Annotated in this window: 17 protein-coding genes; 9 read left to right on the top strand and 8 right to left on the bottom strand. The window is 62.2% G+C overall.

What is annotated here, in order from left to right:
• Positions 1–64: 64 nt before the first annotated feature.
• Together typA and BLV09_RS24780 are read right to left on the bottom strand one after the other, a co-directional pair.
• Positions 65–1,891 carry a translational GTPase TypA gene (typA, locus tag BLV09_RS24785; protein ID WP_100384896.1) on the bottom strand — a complete coding sequence of 609 codons (1,827 nt, stop codon included), beginning with the start codon at positions 1,889–1,891 and terminating at the stop codon, positions 65–67.
• A 341-nt stretch (positions 1,892–2,232) separates the two neighbouring features.
• On the bottom strand, positions 2,233–2,988 hold the full coding sequence (locus BLV09_RS24780) for a Crp/Fnr family transcriptional regulator (protein ID WP_146689259.1): 756 nt from the start codon (positions 2,986–2,988) through the stop codon (positions 2,233–2,235).
• A gap of 193 nt (positions 2,989–3,181) precedes the next feature.
• Between BLV09_RS24780 and BLV09_RS24775 the strand changes: the two genes are divergently transcribed.
• The gene (locus BLV09_RS24775; protein ID WP_100387332.1) at positions 3,182–3,574 is read left to right on the top strand and encodes a response regulator; all 393 of its coding nucleotides are present in this window, start codon (positions 3,182–3,184) and stop codon (positions 3,572–3,574) included.
• A gap of 69 nt (positions 3,575–3,643) precedes the next feature.
• Here the strand turns inward: BLV09_RS24775 and BLV09_RS24770 are convergent, their stop codons facing one another.
• Both BLV09_RS24770 and BLV09_RS24765 read right to left on the bottom strand, forming a co-directional pair.
• Positions 3,644–5,218 (bottom strand): alkaline phosphatase D family protein, encoded by a 1,575-nt coding sequence (locus BLV09_RS24770; RefSeq protein WP_146689258.1) that lies wholly within the window; start codon positions 5,216–5,218, stop codon positions 3,644–3,646.
• An 89-nt stretch (positions 5,219–5,307) separates the two neighbouring features.
• The gene (locus BLV09_RS24765; protein ID WP_146691286.1) at positions 5,308–6,657 is read right to left on the bottom strand and encodes a TAXI family TRAP transporter solute-binding subunit; all 1,350 of its coding nucleotides are present in this window, start codon (positions 6,655–6,657) and stop codon (positions 5,308–5,310) included.
• Positions 6,658–6,952: 295 nt separating this feature from the next.
• Here BLV09_RS24765 and BLV09_RS24760 point away from each other — a divergent pair, with 295 nt between their 5' ends.
• Positions 6,953–7,258, top strand: a complete 306-nt coding sequence (locus BLV09_RS24760) for a 4a-hydroxytetrahydrobiopterin dehydratase (protein ID WP_146689257.1) — start codon at positions 6,953–6,955, stop codon at positions 7,256–7,258.
• Positions 7,259–7,353: 95 nt separating this feature from the next.
• Complete coding sequence (locus BLV09_RS24755) at positions 7,354–7,728, top strand: YkvA family protein (RefSeq protein WP_100384892.1); 375 nt, start codon at positions 7,354–7,356, stop codon at positions 7,726–7,728.
• 112 nt (positions 7,729–7,840) lie between these two features.
• Here BLV09_RS24755 and BLV09_RS24750 read toward each other — a convergent pair whose 3' ends face one another.
• The 3 genes from BLV09_RS24750 to BLV09_RS24740 all read right to left on the bottom strand — a co-directional run bounded on the left by BLV09_RS24750 (position 7,841) and on the right by BLV09_RS24740 (position 11,139).
• Entirely contained in the window at positions 7,841–9,001 is a 1,161-nt protein-coding gene (locus BLV09_RS24750) for a TAXI family TRAP transporter solute-binding subunit (RefSeq protein ID WP_244549200.1), read from the bottom strand.
• A 41-nt stretch (positions 9,002–9,042) separates the two neighbouring features.
• Positions 9,043–9,915, bottom strand: a complete 873-nt coding sequence (locus tag BLV09_RS24745; RefSeq protein WP_146689256.1) for a hypothetical protein — start codon at positions 9,913–9,915, stop codon at positions 9,043–9,045.
• Positions 9,916–10,164: 249 nt separating this feature from the next.
• Entirely contained in the window at positions 10,165–11,139 is a 975-nt protein-coding gene (locus BLV09_RS24740; protein WP_146689255.1) for an NADPH:quinone oxidoreductase family protein, read from the bottom strand.
• Positions 11,140–11,232: 93 nt separating this feature from the next.
• On the opposite strand from BLV09_RS24740, the gene BLV09_RS24735 reads away from it, so the two are divergent.
• The 6 genes from BLV09_RS24735 to argG all read left to right on the top strand — a co-directional run bounded on the left by BLV09_RS24735 (position 11,233) and on the right by argG (position 17,122).
• A complete protein-coding gene (locus BLV09_RS24735) occupies positions 11,233–12,072 on the top strand; it encodes an SDR family oxidoreductase (protein ID WP_146689254.1) in 840 nt (279 codons plus the stop codon).
• A gap of 163 nt (positions 12,073–12,235) precedes the next feature.
• A complete protein-coding gene (locus tag BLV09_RS24730; protein WP_100384887.1) occupies positions 12,236–12,856 on the top strand; it encodes an invasion associated locus B family protein in 621 nt (206 codons plus the stop codon).
• A gap of 206 nt (positions 12,857–13,062) precedes the next feature.
• Positions 13,063–14,277, top strand: coding sequence for a 23S rRNA (adenine(2503)-C(2))-methyltransferase RlmN (gene rlmN, locus BLV09_RS24725; protein ID WP_146691285.1), 1,215 nt, complete (start codon positions 13,063–13,065; stop codon positions 14,275–14,277).
• A 70-nt stretch (positions 14,278–14,347) separates the two neighbouring features.
• A complete protein-coding gene (locus tag BLV09_RS24720; RefSeq protein WP_100387329.1) occupies positions 14,348–14,839 on the top strand; it encodes a hypothetical protein in 492 nt (163 codons plus the stop codon).
• A 58-nt stretch (positions 14,840–14,897) separates the two neighbouring features.
• The gene (locus BLV09_RS24715; protein ID WP_146689253.1) at positions 14,898–15,686 is read left to right on the top strand and encodes a phosphatase PAP2 family protein; all 789 of its coding nucleotides are present in this window, start codon (positions 14,898–14,900) and stop codon (positions 15,684–15,686) included.
• A 98-nt stretch (positions 15,687–15,784) separates the two neighbouring features.
• The gene (gene argG / locus BLV09_RS24710) at positions 15,785–17,122 is read left to right on the top strand and encodes an argininosuccinate synthase (protein WP_146689252.1); all 1,338 of its coding nucleotides are present in this window, start codon (positions 15,785–15,787) and stop codon (positions 17,120–17,122) included.
• A 357-nt stretch (positions 17,123–17,479) separates the two neighbouring features.
• Here the strand turns inward: argG and BLV09_RS24705 are convergent, their stop codons facing one another.
• On the bottom strand, positions 17,480–19,258 hold the full coding sequence (locus BLV09_RS24705; protein WP_146689251.1) for an OmpA family protein: 1,779 nt from the start codon (positions 19,256–19,258) through the stop codon (positions 17,480–17,482).
• Positions 19,259–19,408 lie beyond the last annotated feature (150 nt).

Below are 19,408 nucleotides of genomic sequence, written 5' to 3'. Positions count from 1 at the left end.
GCGCTTCGCGCGCCCGGAATGACGATCAATATGGAAATGCCGCGACTAAGCCAATAGTCCGCGCTTACGCCACCGCTTCCTTGGTCTTTTCCGCGCGCTTGCGTTCGTTGGCGTCGAGGAACTTCTTGCGCAGCCGGATCGATTTCGGGGTCACTTCGACCAGCTCGTCGTCCTCGATATAGGCCAGCGCCTTTTCCAGCGTCATCTGGATCGGCGGGGTCAGCCGCACCGCTTCATCCTTCGAGGTGGTGCGGATGTTGGTGAGCTGCTTGCCCTTGAGGATGTTGATCTCGAGGTCGTTGTCGCGGGTGTGCTCGCCGACGATCATGCCCTTGTAGACCTTGGCTCCGGGCGTGATCATCATCGGGCCGCGGTCTTCCAGCTTGAACATGGCGTAGGCGACGGCCTCGCCCTGATCGTTGGAGATCAACACGCCGTTGCGACGGCCCTGGATGTCGCCCTTGTATGGCGCGTAGCCATGGAACAGCCGGTTCATGATCGCGGTGCCGCGGGTATCGGTGAGCAGTTCGCCCTGATAGCCGATCAGGCCGCGGGTCGGCGCGTAGAACACCAGCCGCAGTCGGTTGCCGCCGGAGGGACGCATTTCGATCATCTCGGCCTTGCGTTCGCTCATCTTCTGCACGACGACGCCGGAGTGCTCCTCGTCGACGTCGATCACGACTTCTTCGATCGGCTCCTGCCAGTTGCCGGTGGCGTCGTCCTTCTTCAGCACGACGCGCGGCCGCGACACGCTGAGCTCAAAGCCTTCGCGGCGCATGGTCTCGATCAGGATCGCGAGCTGCAATTCGCCGCGGCCCGAGACTTCCATGGAATCCTTGTCGGAGGCCTCGGTGACGCGCAGCGCGACATTGCCCTCGGCTTCGCGCAGCAGGCGGTCGCGGATCATGCGGCTGGTCACCTTGTCGCCTTCGGTGCCCGCGAGCGGAGAATTGTTGACGATGAACGACATCGACACCGTCGGCGGATCGATCGGCTGCGCCACCAGCGGCGTATCGACGCTGGGATCGCAGAAGGTATCGGCGACGGTGCCCTTGGTGAGGCCCGCGATGGCGACGATGTCGCCGGCGTCGGCCTCCTCGAGCGGCGTGCGCTCGATGCCGCGGAATGCCAGAATCTTGGTGATGCGACCCTGCTCGATCAGCTTGCCGTCACCGCTCAGCACCTTCACGGCCTGATTTGGCTTGATGCTGCCGGAGGTGATGCGGCCAGTGATGATGCGGCCGAGATAGGGATTGGCCTCGAGAATGGTACCGATCATGCGGAACGGACCTTCCTCGACCGTCGGCGGCGCAACGTGACGCAGGATCAGGTCGAACAGCGGCTGCATGCCGGCGTCGTGCGAACCATCCGGGCTTTCCGCCATCCAGCCTTGCTTGGCCGAGCCATACAGAATCGGAAAATCGAGCTGCTCCTCGCTGGCGTCGAGCGCCGCAAACAGGTCGAACACTTCGTTGATGACTTCGGTCGGCCGCGCGTCGGGGCGGTCGACCTTGTTGATGACGACAATCGGCTTCAGCCCGACCTTGAGCGCCTTCGAGACCACGAATTTGGTTTGCGGCAGCGGGCCTTCGGCGGCGTCCACCAGCACCAGCGCGCCATCGACCATGTTGAGGATGCGCTCGACCTCGCCGCCGAAATCGGCGTGACCAGGCGTATCGACGATGTTGATGCGGGTGTCCTTCCACTGCACCGAGGCGGCCTTGGCGAGAATGGTGATGCCGCGCTCGCGTTCCAGATCGTTGGAGTCCATCGCGCGCTCAACCACCCGCTGGTTGTCGCGATAGGTGCCGGATTGCTGCAACAGGCGATCGACCAGCGTGGTCTTGCCGTGGTCGACGTGGGCGATAATGGCGACGTTGCGAAGGTTCATGGCTGTTCTTCTGGCTCGGACAAGGGCTGGAGCGCGATCTCGACGGAAGACGGGGATCCGCTTTTCCGGATCGGGCTCAAAACCTGAAATCTGTAGGGGCGTCCAGCGCCCCAAAAAGGAAGCCCGGCCAAAAGGACCGGGCACACCTTACTCGTTGCGGCGCAATATATTCAGAAAACGCTAAAAAACAATGGCTTGTTTCGCATTTTGGGCATGATCCCGAAAAGTGGGAACCGGTTTTCGGAAAAGATCATGCCCCAAACAGAAAAATAACGCCCAGGGTCTGATTCAGGTCCCTGAATCAGACCCTGCGCACTCATTTTTGCTTGCGGGGGCCCGGTTTAATTGTCTTTTTCGGGATCGGGGTAGACGCCCCGTAAAACCTCCTCGAAGTGGCTTTTGACGGCCTCGTTGCACTGGCAGGCCCGGAGCCGCAGAGCAGCCGGGTTACGGATCAGGATCGAGCCGCGGCGGGTCTCCAGCACCCCCTCCGCCTTGAAGGTCTGGATCACGCGGCTGGTATAGCTGCGGCCGACCCCCAGCAGCGTCGCCAGCTGCTCATGTGTCAACGGCACGACATCGTTGCCGTCGGCACGTTCCATCGCCGAAATGATCCATTTCGCGGTGCGCTGCTCGATTGAATGAATCGCGTTGCAGGCCGTCGATTGAAAGATCTGGGCGAGCATGCAGTCGGCATAGCGCGCGAAGATGTTGCGCAGCGTCGGGGATTTTGTTTTCGCAGCTTCGAGCTTGCCGATATTCAGCCGCACGAAGGGCCCGCCGAATTTGACGATGATGCGGGTATAGGCCGGCAGATAGCCCTGGCTGACGATGCCGCCGACCGCGCCCTCGCGGCCGATCAGGATGGTCTCGACATCGCGACCGTCCTCGTTGGTGACCATGTAAGAAACCAGGCTCGGGCCGCACGGAAAATGCACGGTCTCGACGTCGTCTCCGGGGCTGTAAAGCAGGTCGTTGGCCTTGGCGTCTTCACTCACGAGATGAGGCGCGATCAAAGCAAAATCGGCGGCGCTCAAGCGGCGCAAAAGATTGTTGAAGGGCCGGTCGCCGGCCGTTTGGTCATGTCGCGCGAGCATCTGGAGGTCCCATTTCCCCGGGCCGACAATAATCGATCCGGCCGTCAAGTTGTGTTCACTAGTGAACAGACAGTGGAACGGCAGTGTGGTGGTTTCAGATTGGGAACCGTCGGTGCGCTCTTCGGAGGAACCGGCCAGCAGCCCCCTCCGGGCGTCCGCCGGGGGCGATCAAATCTTGACCTCCGGCGAGATCATGGAACCCGCTTCCTTCACCGCGATGCCCAACGACGTGCTGATTGTCGAAGATGATCCTATCATCGCGCTCGACTTCGAGGACACGATTCTAGGCTTCGGCGTGAAGACGGTCCGCACCGCGGGAAGTGTCGCGCAGGCGCTTCAGATGATCGCCGACCGCGCGCCGGAGTTTGCCTTGCTCGATGTCGGCCTGGTCCGCGAAAAGAGTTTTGCGATTGCCGAGCGGCTGGATGCGCTGGAGATTCCCTTCGTCTTCGTCACCGGCTACGGCACCGACGTCAGGCTTCCCACGGCGTTCTCGGACCGGTCGCGGCTTCCGAAACCCTTCTCAACCGAAGCCCTCCAAGCCGCGTTGACGCGCCGCCCCTGTGGCGGCGCTGAGGGCTGCTAGCCAACGGCCGAAGCCGGGACGAGCGACATTCGCCCGCCCAGCGCCGCGTTCGAAAAAACGACGATGCGCTTAGCCGAGCTTCGGATCCAGCGTGGTCGACCACAGAGCCACGTTGGCGCGATCCCGCAACGTCACGGTCATCCGGCCGGTCTTGCCCTCGATCTGCACATGACCGAAGAACTGCATTCCGTCTGACGGCGGCAGGTTCTGCTTGTCCGCGCCCGGCGCTTTGACGAACTTCACTTCAGGACCAAAGGTGTTGTCGAGTTCGTTCGGCCCGAACGTGCCGGCATGGAATGGCCCGGAAACGAATTCCCAGAACGGTTCGAAATCCTGGAACTGCGCCTTGTCCGGATTGTAATAGTGGGCCGCGGCGTAATGCACATCCGCCGTCAGCCACACGGTGTTGGTGATCCCGGCCGTCTTGATAAAGCGCAGCACGTCGGCGATCTCGAGTTCGCGGCCGCACGGCGGACCGTCGCCCTGCGCGAATGCTTCCGAGCCTTTCTTCGCCGCGGCGTCATCGTAAACCAGCAGGCTGAGCGGCATGTCGGATGCGATCACCTTCCAGGTGGCGCGCGAGTTCAACAGTGCGCGCTTCAGCCAGGCGAGTTGGTCGGGACCGATGAAGTAGGCGTCAGGGCCATACGTGGTTTGCAGGTTCGGGCCGTTGCCGCCGCGATAGCTGCGTTCATCCAGCATGAAGACGTCGAGATGCGGTCCGTAATTGAGGGTACGGTAGACCCGGCCCGGCTCGACGATGCTCTCGCGCATCGGATACATCTCGTGAAAGGCACGGGAGGCGCGCGCCGCAAGCAGGGTGATGTCGCGCACCTTGTAGGTATCCGGGAGCTGTTTGGAGATCGACCAGTTGTTGGTGACCTCGTGGTCGTCCCACTGCACGAAGATCGGCACCTCGGCATTGAAGGCGCGCACATTGTTGTCGAGGAAATTATATTTATGCGCGGCGCGGTATTCATCGAGCGTCTCGGCGACCTTGGCCTTTTCAGGAATGGTGATGTTCTTCCAGATCTTGCCGTCGGCGAGCTTCACTTCCGATTGGATGACGCCATCGGCATAGATGGTGTCGCCGGAGTGAAGCAGGAAATCCGGTTTGTGCTTGTGCATGGCGGCGTAGGTGACCATGCCGCCATCGTCGGGATTGATGCCCCAGCCCTGTCCGGCAACGTCGCCGCCCCAGACGAAGCTGACGTCGCGGCGGTCCGCCGGCGCGGTGCGGAAACGGCCGACCACCGGCTCGCTCACCACATCGGTGTGCGACAGATCGCGGAAGCGGACGCGATAAAAAATATCCTGTCCGGCGGGAAGATTTTCCACCAGCATCTTGGCAGTGAAGTCGCTCTCCGGCAGCGCTGCGATCGGTGGCAGCGCCCGCGCATTGGCAAAGGATTCAGTGGTCGCCACTTCGACCATCATTTGCGCCGGACGGTCGGCGCGCGACCACACCACGCCGCCATCGGCGCCGACGTCGCCGGACTGCACGCCATGGGTGATCTGCGGCCGGTCGGCGGCGCGGCTGAGATAGGGCATCGCGATCGCGCCAAAACCCGTCGCTGCGGCCGTGGAAAGAAAGCGACGGCGGGAAAGCCCACGGAAATCTTTACGGGGAATCTTGATCGTCATGCGAGCCTCCTTGGTCGGCCAACAGGATGTGCTGAGGACGCTGACAGACCTAGAAAGATTGTGTGACGGCTCGATTACAGAACGGCTGTCTATAACGCTCCGGTGACCCGGAATTGCGCGCCCGCGCGCTGCGGGTTTTGCGGTGTGCCGATCAAGAGGGCCTTGCGGTCGGCCACGGCGTGGTGGAACTGCTCCAGCGCGATGTTGAAAGCGGTCAACGCGCCCTCCGCGATCGCACCATGCTCGAAGCAGAGCAACGTATCGCGCAGGATTGCATCGGCCTCGGCCTGCATCCGGTCGAGATCTTCGATGGAATCGCAACGGCGCGCAGCGGTCAGCATGTCCAGCAGATGTTCGCGCTGCGAGCTATTGGTGTTGCGCTCATCCTTCTTCAGATAGCCTGCGAACCACGCGCCGGCGGAACCCATCGCCGACAGGCCCATCAGCCCCCACCAGATGTAATCGCTATAGCGGTCGAGAAAAGTTTTTTCCTCGCCGTCGACAAAAGCCGCCGCACCCGGATGCACGGGGATCGCGGCATCCTTGTCGGTATCCGGCGTCTCGATTTTCGCAGCCAGCGGAAACTCCGCCATCACCGATTGACGGATCGCAAACAATTGCCGGGTGAACGCAGCGACGGTCGATTCCGGCAGGTCCTTGCGGGCAACGATGTGGTGGGCGAAGCTGATCGTCTTCACCTCGTCATCGGGCCGGTCGGGCGAGCCGCCAAAGGCACCGGCGGGAATTTCGGACGCTTCGTAATTGGGATGGTTCTGCGCAATCGCCTCGGCGGAATCGATCGCGAGGAATGTCGGTGCGCCGCCATCGTGCGCCGATGCGGCGATCGCGTCGGCGGTGATCCTGCTGTTGACCGGTCCGGCAGCGAGATAGGCGTCCGCCTTCTGGCCGCGGATCGCCTCCGTCACTTCGCTGACCGGGAACTGGACGATATCGACCTTGGCCGGATCCACGCCATATTGCTGCAGGATCACCTTGAGCAAGTTGATATTGGCCGGCGTGCGGCCGATGACGCCGATGCGGCGCCCCGAGAGTTGCGCGATTTTGGTGATCTTCGGCCCGGCTTTTTTGCCCTTGCCCTTTGCCGCCGGAGGCACCCACAGCACCGCGACGTTCTTGCGCAGCGTCGCGACGGCCTGTGCATTGTCCGGCACGGTGAGATCGCCACGGATGATGGCGAGGTCGACCTTGCGATCGGCGAGTGCCTGCGCGCTCGCGGCCGCACCATCGGTCGGCACCGGGCGCAAGCGAATGTGACTATGGGTTTGGGCAAAACCCTGGGTCAGTGCCTGGACCACCTTGAGGTCGTCGCTATTGGCGGGACCGACCGCTATCCGCAACACCACCGGGCGCATCTCGAAATAATAGGCGCCGGCAAGCGCGCCGATGACGGCGAGGATTCCTGCGAGGATGACGAACATCACTCGCCGCTGCGCCGGGCGCGGCGATGACGACACTGACGGTTCCATGAGATCCGGGCCGTCGGTCATTGATCTCCGAACAACCGTTTGAGGGTCAATTTCGTGTTGCCAACGGGGCTAAGCTCGAATTGTAGCAAATTTCGCGCCGATACGGGGTTACATCTGTGTCATGGTTACCGGCCACGGCCTTGTTCCGGCTAACCCGGCCCCTGCTTTGCGAACTCTTTTCGGGATGGATCCGGGGGCCCTCCGACGGTGTTAGAACGGCGAAGATCGCTTGAAACGGGAGAACATCATGGCGGAGCGGCTGTCAGTGGAGGCACGAAAACAGGCCCTGAAAAGCCTGCCCGGATGGGCGGAAATGTCCGGCCGCGAGGCGATTGGCCGCACCTTTACGTTCAAGGATTTCAACGAGGCCTTCGGATTCATGACCCGTGCCGCGCTGGTGGCGGAGAAAAACGACCATCATCCGGAGTGGCGGAACGTCTACAAGACGGTGGAAGTGGTGCTGGCCACCCATGACGCCGGCGGCGTCACCGCTCTCGACATCGAACTGGCCGAGGCCATGGATGCGATCGCCAGTCAAATCGGGGTGGCCTGACAGGTTTGATCGATCTTGCAGGGACGGTGTGACGTCCCCAGCTTGAGGGGGCCTGCCGCGGCTTTTGACCGTGGCCGTAACGGGAGCGCCGAACGATGGCAACCGAACACACCATGGGTTTTGAGCCAGCCGACAGGCTGGCAAAAGACCGTGAAAGCGTGCGCCGGCGCTTCTGGATCAAGCTGAAGCGGGTGGTGGCGCAGCTTCCATTCGCCGAGGATTTGCTCGCGGCCTATTATTGCGCGTTCGACAAACAGACGCCGCGCCATGTCCAGGCGACGCTACTCGGCGCGCTCGCGTATTTTATCCTGCCGTTCGATTTCATTCCCGACATGATGCCGGTGCTCGGCTTTACCGATGACGCCGCGGTGCTGGCCACCGCGATCCGGCTGGTCGCGTCTCACATCACGCCCGATCATCGCGAAGCAGCCCGCGCTGTGTTGAAGCGCGGGCTTGCCGAGGCCGAGTGAACGCCGGTCGCTAGAGCATGACTCAATTGGGTTGAATCATGCTCTAGCGTTATCTTTTTTGTTTGAGCATGATCTTTTCGGAAAACCGGTTTCCACTTTTCCGGATCATGCTCTAGCGCGGGGTTGGGCGCGCCTGAGCCTTTGAGTTCTGCGAAGCTTCCCACGCCTGGAATTGCTTGAACAAGGCTTCCTTGTCGTCGCTCGTCTGCATCTTCGCCGCAGCCGGATTCTGCCGCAGGAATGTCTCGAACCTTTCGCGCGTCACCGGTTCGATGCCGTGCTTGTCGAGCCAGTCCTGGGCGGCGGGAAAACGAGTCCAGCCGGCGAGAGGCGCCGACAGCGAGACCTCTTTCCACTTCGGATGGAATGGCGGCTTCTGGAACTGCGGGAATTTCGTGAAGAAGGCATTCACGAAATTCGTAAGCTTCCGGTAGCGATCGGTCTTCGGCGACCAGTTGTAGGCGGCGAGCAGCGCCGGCACCGCGATGGTGTCCACCGTCTCGCCGTCCGCGATCAGGTTTGGATAATCCTTCGAGGTGAGCGTCGTCGGCAGATAATCGCCCTGCAGCGGCTTTTCGTAGTCCACCTTCACGAGATGGAAGCGGCCATCATTGTCGAATGTCGAAACCGACTTGTACGGCTTGCCGCCGACCACGATGACGGCGTCGAGCTCGCCTTTTTTCAGCTTCTCCATCGCGATGCGCTGCTCGATATAGACGAAATTCGCCTTCATCCCGAGCCGTTCGGCCACCGTCAACACGGTGACGAAGGTGCTGCCGTTCGGCAGGTCGACGCTGACGGTCTTGCCTTCCAGATCCCGCAGGCTGTGGATCGACTTCGGCGCGATCACCTGCATTTCTTCGTTGTAGAGCTTGGTGATGTAGGTGAACTGTCTCTTGATGTCCTTGGCAAAGCCCTTGCGCTCGAGATAGTCGAGCGTGTCGGCGCGCACGATGCCGATGTCGACGCCCTGCAGGAACAGGATGTCGGCGACGCTTTGCACCGAGCCGCGGCCGACGATGGGCAGCACGCGCAGATTATTGCCGTCATCGAGCACCGAAGCGAGGTCGGCGCCGATCTGGACATAGGTGCCGCCGATGGTGCCGGTGATACACGTCACCGTGTTCTCGTTCAGGGCCTGCTTGGTGGTGACCGAACCAAACTGGAAGATCGCCTTCAGACTGTCGCTGACCTTGGCCGGGTCAAATTCCGTTTCCTCGGCTCGCGCCACCAAACCACAACCCATAACAAGGGCGAATATTGCCAATCCCATTAAACGACTTAAACGACGCATTTTGTCCCCCAACATGTAAATCAATTCCGCATCTGCGCGAGCCGCTGCTGCGCATCCGGAGATCCAAGCTGGGCCGCTTTCTCGTACCAGCTGCGTGCCGTCGCCGGATCTGGCGTGATGCTACGCAAATCCGGCGTTCCCAGCACGGCTGGATCGTAGGTCTGGCCAAGCAAAAAAGCGGCGCTGGCTTCCTGCGCCTCGGCGGCCCGCTCCAGCAGCAATCGGGCCGATGAGATGTCGCCGGTCGCGATCAGGCTCCTTGCCCGCTTCATCATGCCGGCCAGCGTGTCGGCGTCGAGTTTCCTTGCCGATGGAGCCGGCGGAACTGGAGCTGGAGCGGCAACGGACGGTTGAACAATCGCAACCTGGCTTTGACGGGCGGTTTTGAGCGCAGCGGAGATTTCCTCGCGTGTCGGAGCGAGCGCGGGCGCCGGGGGAGGCGGAACATTAGCAGTTGCTTGCGTTCCCGTCGTCGCTAGCTGGACAGGGTTCGCGGGCTGCGCCTTGGGCGCAGGCGGTTGAGATGGACCGGGTTGACCCCACGAGACGGCTGCCAGCGAGGCCTTGGCGTTGATGATGAGGGCGCGCGTGGTGTCCGCCGAAAACAGCGATGCGATAATAGCCGCCGACACCACCGCCAGACAGCCTCCCAGAATCCGCGAAACGGTGATCGCCCGCGCCCGATGGCGCTTCCGGACGGGTACGAAATTTTGCAGTTCGGGATCTTCGACGTCGTCCGAGAGAAAGAGCGGAACGGAATCATCCGGAACGACGCCCCTGCGGGGTCCGTTCGCCGGGGGATAGGGATACCGCCCAAATCGGGGGCCGTTTGTGTCGGTGTCAAAGTTCTCGAGACCCGAATCCGACTGAAAACGCCCTGTCTTCTCCAGCATGGTAATGCCTCCCCACAGCCATAACGCTACACTTGGGCAGCACGGGGTTCACCCCTTGTTCTTATTGGCCCCGCGCGCCCACTACTCAACACTAAATCGCACGGGGAATCAGCCCAAAAAACGGCCTCGTTCGGCCTAAATTGGGAGATATTTAGGTTTGATTGAGGCATAGTCGTGAAGTGCACAGCGTTTTCAGGCGCGCTGTGCTTTTAACTTTAAATTTTAGTAAATTTGAATCCTTGTTCCGTCTTACGGATGCAGGATGACCTTGCCCATCGCCTTGCGGCCAGCCAACACCTTCAGGGCATCGGCGGTTTGCGCCAAGGGGAAGGTGCGGTCGACATGCGACGAAATTTTGCCTTCCGCGGTCCACTTCACCAGCTTCTCCAGATTGGCGCGATTTTTGTCCGGATTAAGTCGCGCCCACGCCCCCCAGAACACGCCGCGGATATCGCAGCCTTTGAGCAGCGCCAGGTTGAGCGGCATCTTCGGAATATCACCCGCAGCAAAGCCGATGACGAGGAAGCGGCCTTCCCATGCGATCGAGCGCAGCGCGGCCTCGGCATAGGCGCCACCGACCGGGTCGAAGATGATGTCGGCGCCTTTGCCGTTGGTCAGCCGCCGCAAGCCTTCCTTGAGGTCCTCTTTCGCGTAATTCAGCGTGAGCTCGGCGCCGTGCGCTTTGGCGAATTCGAGCTTCTCGTCCGATGACGCGCAGGCGATCACCTTCAAGCCCATCAGCTTTCCGAGCTCGCACGCCGCAAGCCCCGTACCGCCAGCGGCGCCGAGCACGGCGAGGGTCTCGCCCGGCTTGAAGCTGGCGCGATCTTCCAGCGCATGCAGGGCGGTGCCATAGATGATGATGATTCCGGCGGCGCGATCGAAATCCAGATTGTCGGGAATCTTGACAATGGAGTCCGCCGGCAGCGCGATCTTTTCGCGGGCGCCGTTGTGACCGCAGGACGCCACGACGCGGTCGCCGACTTTCAGGTCGGTGACGCCGGCGCCGACGCTTTCAATCACGCCCGCGACTTCCGCCGCCGGCGAAAATGGAAACGGTGGCTTGATCTGGTATTTGCCCTGGATCATCAGCAGGTCGAAGAAATTCAGCGCCGCCGATTTGATCGCGATCACGGCCTGCCCGGCCTCGGCCACGGGATCGGCCACATCGGCCAGCACGAGATCGTCGGGTTGGCAGTATTGCGAGCAGAGGATGGCTTTCATGGACACACCTGACTTTCAGACGCACAAATAAGGCTGGATGCTTCATGCCGGATTTGAGGCCGGGCGACAATATAGCGCGAAGGAACAAAAACGATGTTTGAAAAAGGCCTGCTGGCGGGAAAGCGCATCTTGATCACCGGCGGCGGTTCCGGACTCGGCGCTGCGATGGGACGCCGTTTCGTCGAGCTGGGCGCTGAACTGGTGATCTGCGGTCGCCGGCTCGAACTGCTGGAGGACACGGCCGAAAAGCTGCGCAGCGATCTCGGCGGCAAGGTGTCGGCGGTCCAATGCGACATTCGCGATGGCGCTGATGTCGATGCCATGATGGACGCGATCTGGCGTGAAGCGCCGATCGACGTGCTGATCAACAACGCCGCCGCGACCTTCATCGCGCAGACCGAGCATCTGTCGTTCCGCGCCGCGGATGCGATCCTCGCGCCGACGCTGCACGGCACGATGTATTGCACGCTCGCCGCCGGCAGCCGCTGGATTGAAGCCAGACGCAAGGGGGTGGTGCTGAGTATCCTGTCGACCTCGACCATTACCGGCCGCGCTTTCACGGTGCCGTCCGCGATGGCGAAGTCGGCCGTTCTTGCGATGACCAAAAGCCTTGCGGTGGAATGGGGGCCCAAAGGTATTCGCACGGTGGCGATCGCGCCCGGCGCATTTCCAACCGCGGGCGCATCGGGACAGCTGCGGCCCGAGGGCCGCGATGAAAACTGGGCGTCGCGAAATCCGCTCGGACGGCCCGGCGAACATCGTGAACTCGCGGATCTCGCGAGCTTCCTGATCTCGGACTCCGCCGGCTACATCAATGGCGAGATGGTGGTGCAGGATGGCGGCGCGCATCTGCGCAGCTCCGGTGCCGAGGATTTGCTGCAATGGACCGACGCGCAGTGGGAAAAACAACGGGCAGCGCGCGCAAGGAGTTAAGAACGGGACCGCCGCTGCAAACGCGCCGCGGCGTCGTCGGATAGGCCGGTCGGGAATCCGTAACTGCTTCCCAAAAAGATATTTCCCCGCTATCCATCGGCGCCGCGACGACCGCATGTCGGGCCATCTTCCAGTCACAATGATGAGGGAACCAGATTCGGTCATGTCCGTGCGGCGAATCCCGATAATTCTGGTTGCGAGTGTGCTGATGTGTGGGATCGCGGTCCCGGCACCGGCGCAGAGTGCGCCGCCGAAAGCTGCGGCGAAGCCTGCACCGGCGAAGCCGGAAACCAAGCCAGCGGCTCCCGAAGCCAAGCCGGCGGCTGCGGGCGGCGCGGAGCCGACATTGATCGGTCAGTTCGGCACCTGGGGCGCCTACACGGCGGCGCCGAACGGCAAGAAGGTGTGCTTTGCGCTTGCGAAGCCCGCGTCTTCGAAAACCAACCCGCCGAATCGTCCACGCGATCCGGCCTATGCCTTCATCTCCACGCGCCCGGCGGAAAAGGTCGTCAACGAAGTCTCGGTCATGATCGGCTATGCGTTGAAGCCGGGTTCGGAATCGACGCTGGAAGTCGGTGGCGCGACTTACGCGATGTACACCCAGGGCGACGGACTGTGGATCAAGAACGCCGCCGAGGAAGAGCGGATGGTCGAGGCGATGCGTAAATCCGCCGATGTCGTGGTCAAGGGCGTGTCGGCGAAGGGGACCGAAACGACAGATACGTTCTCGATGAAGGGGCTTTCCCAGGCGCTCGATCGGCTGGCGCAGGATTGCCGGCGCTAGCGGCTGCTTCAGCTTTGCTGAAAAAGACCCGGCGCTTTATCCTTTTGGTTCGCATGATCTTTTCCGAAAACAGGTTTTCGCTTTGCGTTAATGCGGCCCGTTGGGGCGGGATCATGCCCTAAACAGCTTTCAACCCTAAAACCAATGCATTTGGTGCCTTTCCAGCGGATGCCGGAAGGCCTATTTGATGTCCCATGACCGACACCATGACCAGCTCGATCGAAGCCAGTTCCGGGGCCAACGCGCCGATCGAAAAGATCGCGCTCGAAACCTATGTGCCGCCGACAAAGCCATCGCTGATCGGCATGTCGCGCGCGGAGCTTGCTGACCATCTCGGCGCGATCGGCGTGGCGCCGGCACAGCGCAAGATGCGCGCGCAACAGCTCTGGCACTGGATCTATTTCCGCGGCGCCAAGACATTCGACGAGATGACGAGCATCTCCAAGGAAATGCGCAACGGCCTCGATCAGCATTTCACCGTCGCGCGGCCCGAAGTGGTCGCCGAACAGATTTCCAACGACGGCACCCGCAAATGGCTGCTGCGTTTGCCGAGCGGCGATGCGGTCGAGAAGGCGCATGAAGTCGAGTGCGTCTATATTCCGGAAACCGATCGCGGCACGCTGTGCGTTTCCTCGCAGGTCGGCTGCACGCTGAATTGCTCGTTCTGCCACACCGGCACGCAGCGGCTGGTGCGCAATCTGACCGCCGGCGAGATCGTCGGCCAGGTGATGGTGGCGCGCGATCGCCTCAATGACTGGGCCGACCGAGCCACTCCGACCGGCAGCCGCCTCGTCACCAATGTGGTGATGATGGGAATGGGCGAGCCGCTGTATAATTTCGATGCGGTGCGCGATGCGTTGTTGATCGCCGCCGACAATGAAGGCATCGGCATTTCCCGCCGCCGCATTACGTTGTCGACGTCGGGCGTGGTGCCGAACATCGTGCGTGCCGGCGACGAAATCGGCGTCATGCTGGCGATCTCGCTGCATGCGGTGCGCGACGAGCTGCGCAATGAACTGGTGCCGCTGAACCGGAAATATCCGATTGCCGAATTGCTGCAGGCCTGCCGCGACTATCCGGGATCGTCGAACGCCCGGCGCATCACCTTCGAATATGTGATGTTGAAAGACATCAACGATTCGCTTGAAGATGCGAAGCTGCTGGTGAAGCTGTTGAAGGGCATCCCGGCCAAGATCAATCTCATTCCGTTCAATCCGTGGCCGGGCACGCGCTATGAGTGCTCGGATTGGGACCAGATCGAAAAGTTTTCGGAATATATTTTCAATGCCGGTTACTCCTCGCCGGTACGCACGCCGCGCGGGCGCGACATTCTCGCCGCTTGCGGCCAGTTGAAATCGGAAACCGAGAAATTGTCGGCCCGCGAGCGGCAGACATTGCGCGCCATGGCGATGACGGACTGAGAATGGGACGACGTATTGTTCAGCTCGTCGCTTGCGCTCCTCGCAATGACGATAACCCCGGCGTGACGTCATGGCGCTGATCGGCCGGCTGTTCGTCATTCTGTTTGCAGTTCTGGCCGCCTGTCTGGTGGCAGGGATGATCGTGGTCGGCGCGGTGCTGTTTCCTGAATTCAGCGACCTCGGCGCAGGTCCGGTCGATCCGGGCGCGCTGAACATCGTGCTCGGCTTCGGCTTCATCTTTGTCAGCGGTTTCGCGCTGTTGCCGGCGATGATCGTGGTGCTGATTACCGAGGCCTTTTACATCAGGGGCGCGCTGACCTATGCGGTTGGCGGCGGTATTGTCGGTCTCGCCTGCTATCTCGGTCTGATCCCGTTCGATCCGGCGACGCTGCATTTCGAGGGCATCGTCCGCCGTCACCTTGAAATCATGACCGGTGCGGGCATCGTCGCCGGCATCGTCTATTGGATGATCGCGGGCCATAACGCCGGCGCATGGCGGCGGCCGCCACGTCCGCTTCAGCCGCCGCCGCCGCTGCCGTCGCAGTCCCGCCCGCCGACGTGAAAAAGCCGCGGATCTGTAAGCCTTTCCATCATCCTTGCCCTCCGCTAAACCCCGCGCCATGAACCGGACCGGACTTTTCATCGCGCTGGCCTTGGCGCTCATTATCGGATTGCTGTTCGGGATTTATCCCGAGCTCGATCTGAAACTGGCTGCCCTGTTTTACGACCCGGCGACCAGATCGTTCCCGCTGAAATTCAATGGGCCAGCCGCGATCGCGCGGGATGCTTCCATGTGGATCGCGTGGGGTCTCGCGGTACCGGCGATCGTCGCGTTGGTGGCCAAGTTCCTGCGGCCGGACCGGCCGCTCCTGATATCCGGGCGTGCCGTCGTCTTCCTGCTCGTCACCCTGATACTTTCTGCGGGCATCCTCACCAATCTCACCTTCAAGAGCTATTGGGGCCGGCCACGCCCTGTCGTGGTCACGCAATTCAATGGGCCGCAGGCATTCGTGCCGTGGTGGGATCCGCGCGGCAGTTGCGCGAAAAACTGCTCCTTTTTCTCCGGTGAAGGCGCCACCGCGTTCTGGACCTATGCGCCCGCGGCGCTGACGCCGCCGGCATGGCGGCCGCTGGCCTATGCCGCCGCGACCGTGTTCGGCGTCACCACCAGCGGGCTCCGGATGGCGTTCGGCGGGCATTTCTTCACCGACGTCACAATCGCAGGATTGGTGACGTTTCTGGTGATCTGGCTCGCCTACGCCTTCATCTACCGCTGGAGCCGTACCCGATTATCCGATGAGCGGATCGATGCCGTGCTGACGCGGCTGGCATGGCCCGGATACCGCCTGCGGCAGCGCTGGCGCGGGCGCGATGTGGGGCCGGCTCCGGCCGTGCGAGCGACTTCATAGCGCCAGCCGCTATTAAACACGTGCCCCTGGCTGCGAAATTTGATATTCGCGCACTCAAGCCACGAGCGGCATTAAAATTTCGACCGATTGGAAGTTTGATGAGTACGATCTTGAAAAGCCTGCCCAAAGGGGAAAAAGTCGGCATTGCCTTCTCGGGCGGTCTCGACACCAGCGCGGCGCTCTTGTGGATGAAGCAAAAAGGCGCTCGCGTCTTTGCCTATACCGCCAACCTCGGCCAGCCTGACGAGACCGACTACAACGAGATTCCACGCAAGGCCTTGGAATACGGCGCCGAAAAAGCCCGACTCGTGGATTGTCGCACGCAATTGGTGCACGAAGGTATTGCCGCCGTTCAATCCGGCGCCTTCCACATCTCGACCGGCGGGATCACCTACTTCAACACCACGCCGCTCGGCCGCGCCGTGACCGGCACGATGCTGGTAGCGGCCATGAAGGAGGACGGCGTCAACGTCTGGGGCGATGGCTCTACCTTCAAAGGCAACGATATCGAGCGCTTCTACCGTTACGGCCTGCTGACCAACCCGAGCCTTAGAATCTACAAGCCTTGGCTCGACCAGCAGTTCATCGACGAGCTGGGCGGCCGTGCGGAAATGTCGGCGTTCATGACGGCCCATGGATTCGGCTACAAGATGAGTGCCGAAAAGGCGTATTCGACCGACAGCAACATCCTCGGCGCAACCCACGAGGCCAAGGATCTTGAGAGCCTCGACAGCGGCATCAAGATCGTCAATCCGATCATGGGCGTGCCGTTTTGGCGCGACGACTGCAACGTCAAGGCCGAAAAGGTCTCCGTGCGTTTTGCGGAGGGCCAGCCCGTGGCGCTGAACGGCCAGACGTTCGACGATCCGGTTGCGCTGCTGCTCGAGGCCAACGCCATCGGCGGCCGGCATGGCCTTGGCATGAGCGACCAGATCGAGAACCGGATCATCGAGGCCAAGAGCCGCGGTATCTACGAAGCTCCCGGCATGGCGTTGCTGCACATTGCTTACGAACGTCTGATCACCGGCATCCACAACGAAGACACCATCGAGCAATACCGGATCAGCGGCATGCGCCTTGGCCGATTGCTCTACCAGGGGCGGTGGTTCGATTCTCAAGCCCTGATGCTGCGAGAAACCGCGCAGCGCTGGGTGGCGCGTGCGGTCACCGGCGAGGTGACGCTGGAGCTGCGCCGCGGCAACGACTACTCGATCTTGAACACCGAGAGCCCCAATCTGACCTATCAGCCGGAGCGGCTGAGCATGGAGAAGGTGGAGGACGCGGCGTTCACGCCAGCCGACCGCATCGGGCAACTGACAATGCGCAACCTGGATATCGCCGACACCCGCGCCAAACTGACTGTCTACACAGAGACAGGCTTGCTATCGAGCGGGGAAGGCTCCCACATTTTCAGGCTCGACAGCGACAAGAGCTGAAACGCACGGGCGCGTTTAAGGCGCCGTTGCCTGCGATCATCGCGACGCCGCGGGCTTCATCAAGCCCAACGCGCTGCGGCTGCGCACGCTCGGCCAGCGCAAGAAGAAGCTGGGAATGTAAAAGCGTCTTTCCGCGTCGTCCCGGACAAGTGAGCGACAGGCTTCGTAGGGTGGGCTAAGCGAAGCGAGCCCACCATCTTCGGTCAAAATCATGGAGCCGTGTTTGATAACGGTGGGCACGGCGCAGATGGCGCCTTTGCCCACCCTACGGTGATCCATTGCCGATACGTTGTAATCAAGACATTAAAAAATGGCCGGGAGTTTTCCCGGCCATTTTCATTTGGCGTAAGCGGTGCGTCACCGCGGCGGTGCAATGCCCGGAGGCGGAGGCGGCAGGGATGCCGTTCCACCATTGAGCAGCGGCGTGATGCGGCGGACGGTGACGCGCCGATTGATGCGGCTCGGCCCGTCGGTCTGCTCTTTCAGATATTGCGAGCCGTAGCCCTGCGAGGTCAGGTTTTCCGCAGGCACGCCGTATTGCTGTGTCAGCAGTTCGGCCGCGGATTCGGCGCGCCGGTCCGACAGCGACAAATTGTCGACGTCGTTTCCGACCGCGTCGGTATGGCCTTCGATCAGGAACACCTCGCGCGGGTTGCGCTGGATGGCGCGGTTGAGCCCGTCCGCGATCACCTGCAGCTTCGCCGCCTGATCAGGGGGGATTTCCCACGATCCGGTTTCGAAGTTGATGCTGTTGAGGTCGATGCTCGGCATCAACAGCCGGACCCCCGGACTGTAGCGGATCTCGTCGAGCGTATAACGGCGCTCGAGGCGGTCCACCGGCGGCGCCTCCATCGTGTCGTAGATCAGATCGGGCGAGGCATCGTCGGCGTCGACGATGTAGCGATCGTAGGGAATACTAATCACCGGCGGCGGCAGGTCGACATAGAATCCACCGACCGCGCGGGGATCTCGATAGCTGTTGTCGATGATGATGATCTCGCGACCCTGCTGGTCCCTGCGAATCCGGCGCAGCAATTGGCCGTCGGCCCCGACCACCGTGATGATCTGGCTGCCATCAGGACGGATCACGATGGTGCGTGTTTCGCTACCGACGCGCTGGGTCTGGATGTCGCGCGCGCCGAAGCGGAATCGTTGGTCCTCGTCGTGACGGATGAACGACTGGCCGCCGGGATCGCGAACAATGACCCGGCCGGGTTCGGTGATGACGGTGCGGCCGCCTTCCTGGACCTCGTGCCGTTCGCTGCGGAAATCATCCATCCGCCGTGGTCCCTGAACTGCCGCGCCCGGCGCAATTGGAGTTAGCGCCTGGGCACGCACTGGCGCCGCCGGCAATGGTGCGGCCGAAGGCGGTGCACGGCGGGCGAACGGCGCGCCTGCCGGCGCTCCAGGCGCTCCGGGTGGCCGTCCGGCCTGTCCTGCCGGTGCATTTGGCGCCTGAGCTGCGTTCGGCTGCGCCGCGGGCGCGGCATTGGGCGCCGTAGTGTTGGCAGGTGCGGTTCGCACGTTAGGAGCAGCCGACGGCGCGGTTTGTGTTTGTGGCGTCGGTGAAGGCGCGGGCGGAGTCCTTGCGCCACCCGGCGGTATTGCCGGTGGTGTTCCAGCAGGTGGCGTCGCGGGGCCCGGCGCGGTTCGCTCGCGCTCATGAGGTTGCACGGCAGGCGCGGCATTTGGCGTGACCGGCGGTTTGGGCGCGGTCGGCGGTGGCGCTGCCGCCGGCGGTGCCGGACGAGGCACCTCAGGCTGAGCGCGCGGGGGCGGTGCCGCAGGCGGTGTCGGGCGCGGCGGCGGGGCTGCGGCAGGCGGTGCCGGACGCGGCGGTGCCGGCGGCCGGGGAGGAGTCGGCGCGGCGGCGGGAGGTGCGGGGCGTGGCGGCGCAGCAGCAGGAGGCGCAGGACGCGGGGGCGCTGCAGCCGGAGGTGCGGCATGCGGCGGCGGTGCGCCCTTCGGTGGTGCGCCTTTTGGCGGCGCTCCCTTCGGCGGCTCCTTCTCGTGACCAGGTTCAGGTTGCGCCTGCGCGACAACGATCGGAGCTGTTTGTGCATGCGATGCCGAGCTTGCGAACTGCATCGCAGTCAAGGTCGTTGTGGCAAGCAACACGAGACGAAGTTTTATCATGATGATCCAGATCCCCGGAAAGGTTCTAAGCAGCAAAAGGATTTCAACAGCCGAATGCTTCGACGTATCGATCAACAGCTAGCCATTAGGCCGGATTGTGGCGAGCATTAAATCGAAAACGCTTTTATTTCATGCGCGCTACAGGTTGAA

The sequence above is a fragment of the Bradyrhizobium canariense genome (assembly GCF_900105125.1).
GTDB classification, from domain to species: Bacteria; Pseudomonadota; Alphaproteobacteria; order Rhizobiales; family Xanthobacteraceae; genus Bradyrhizobium; species Bradyrhizobium canariense_A.
This window is presented reverse-complemented; position numbering and strand designations above follow the sequence as displayed.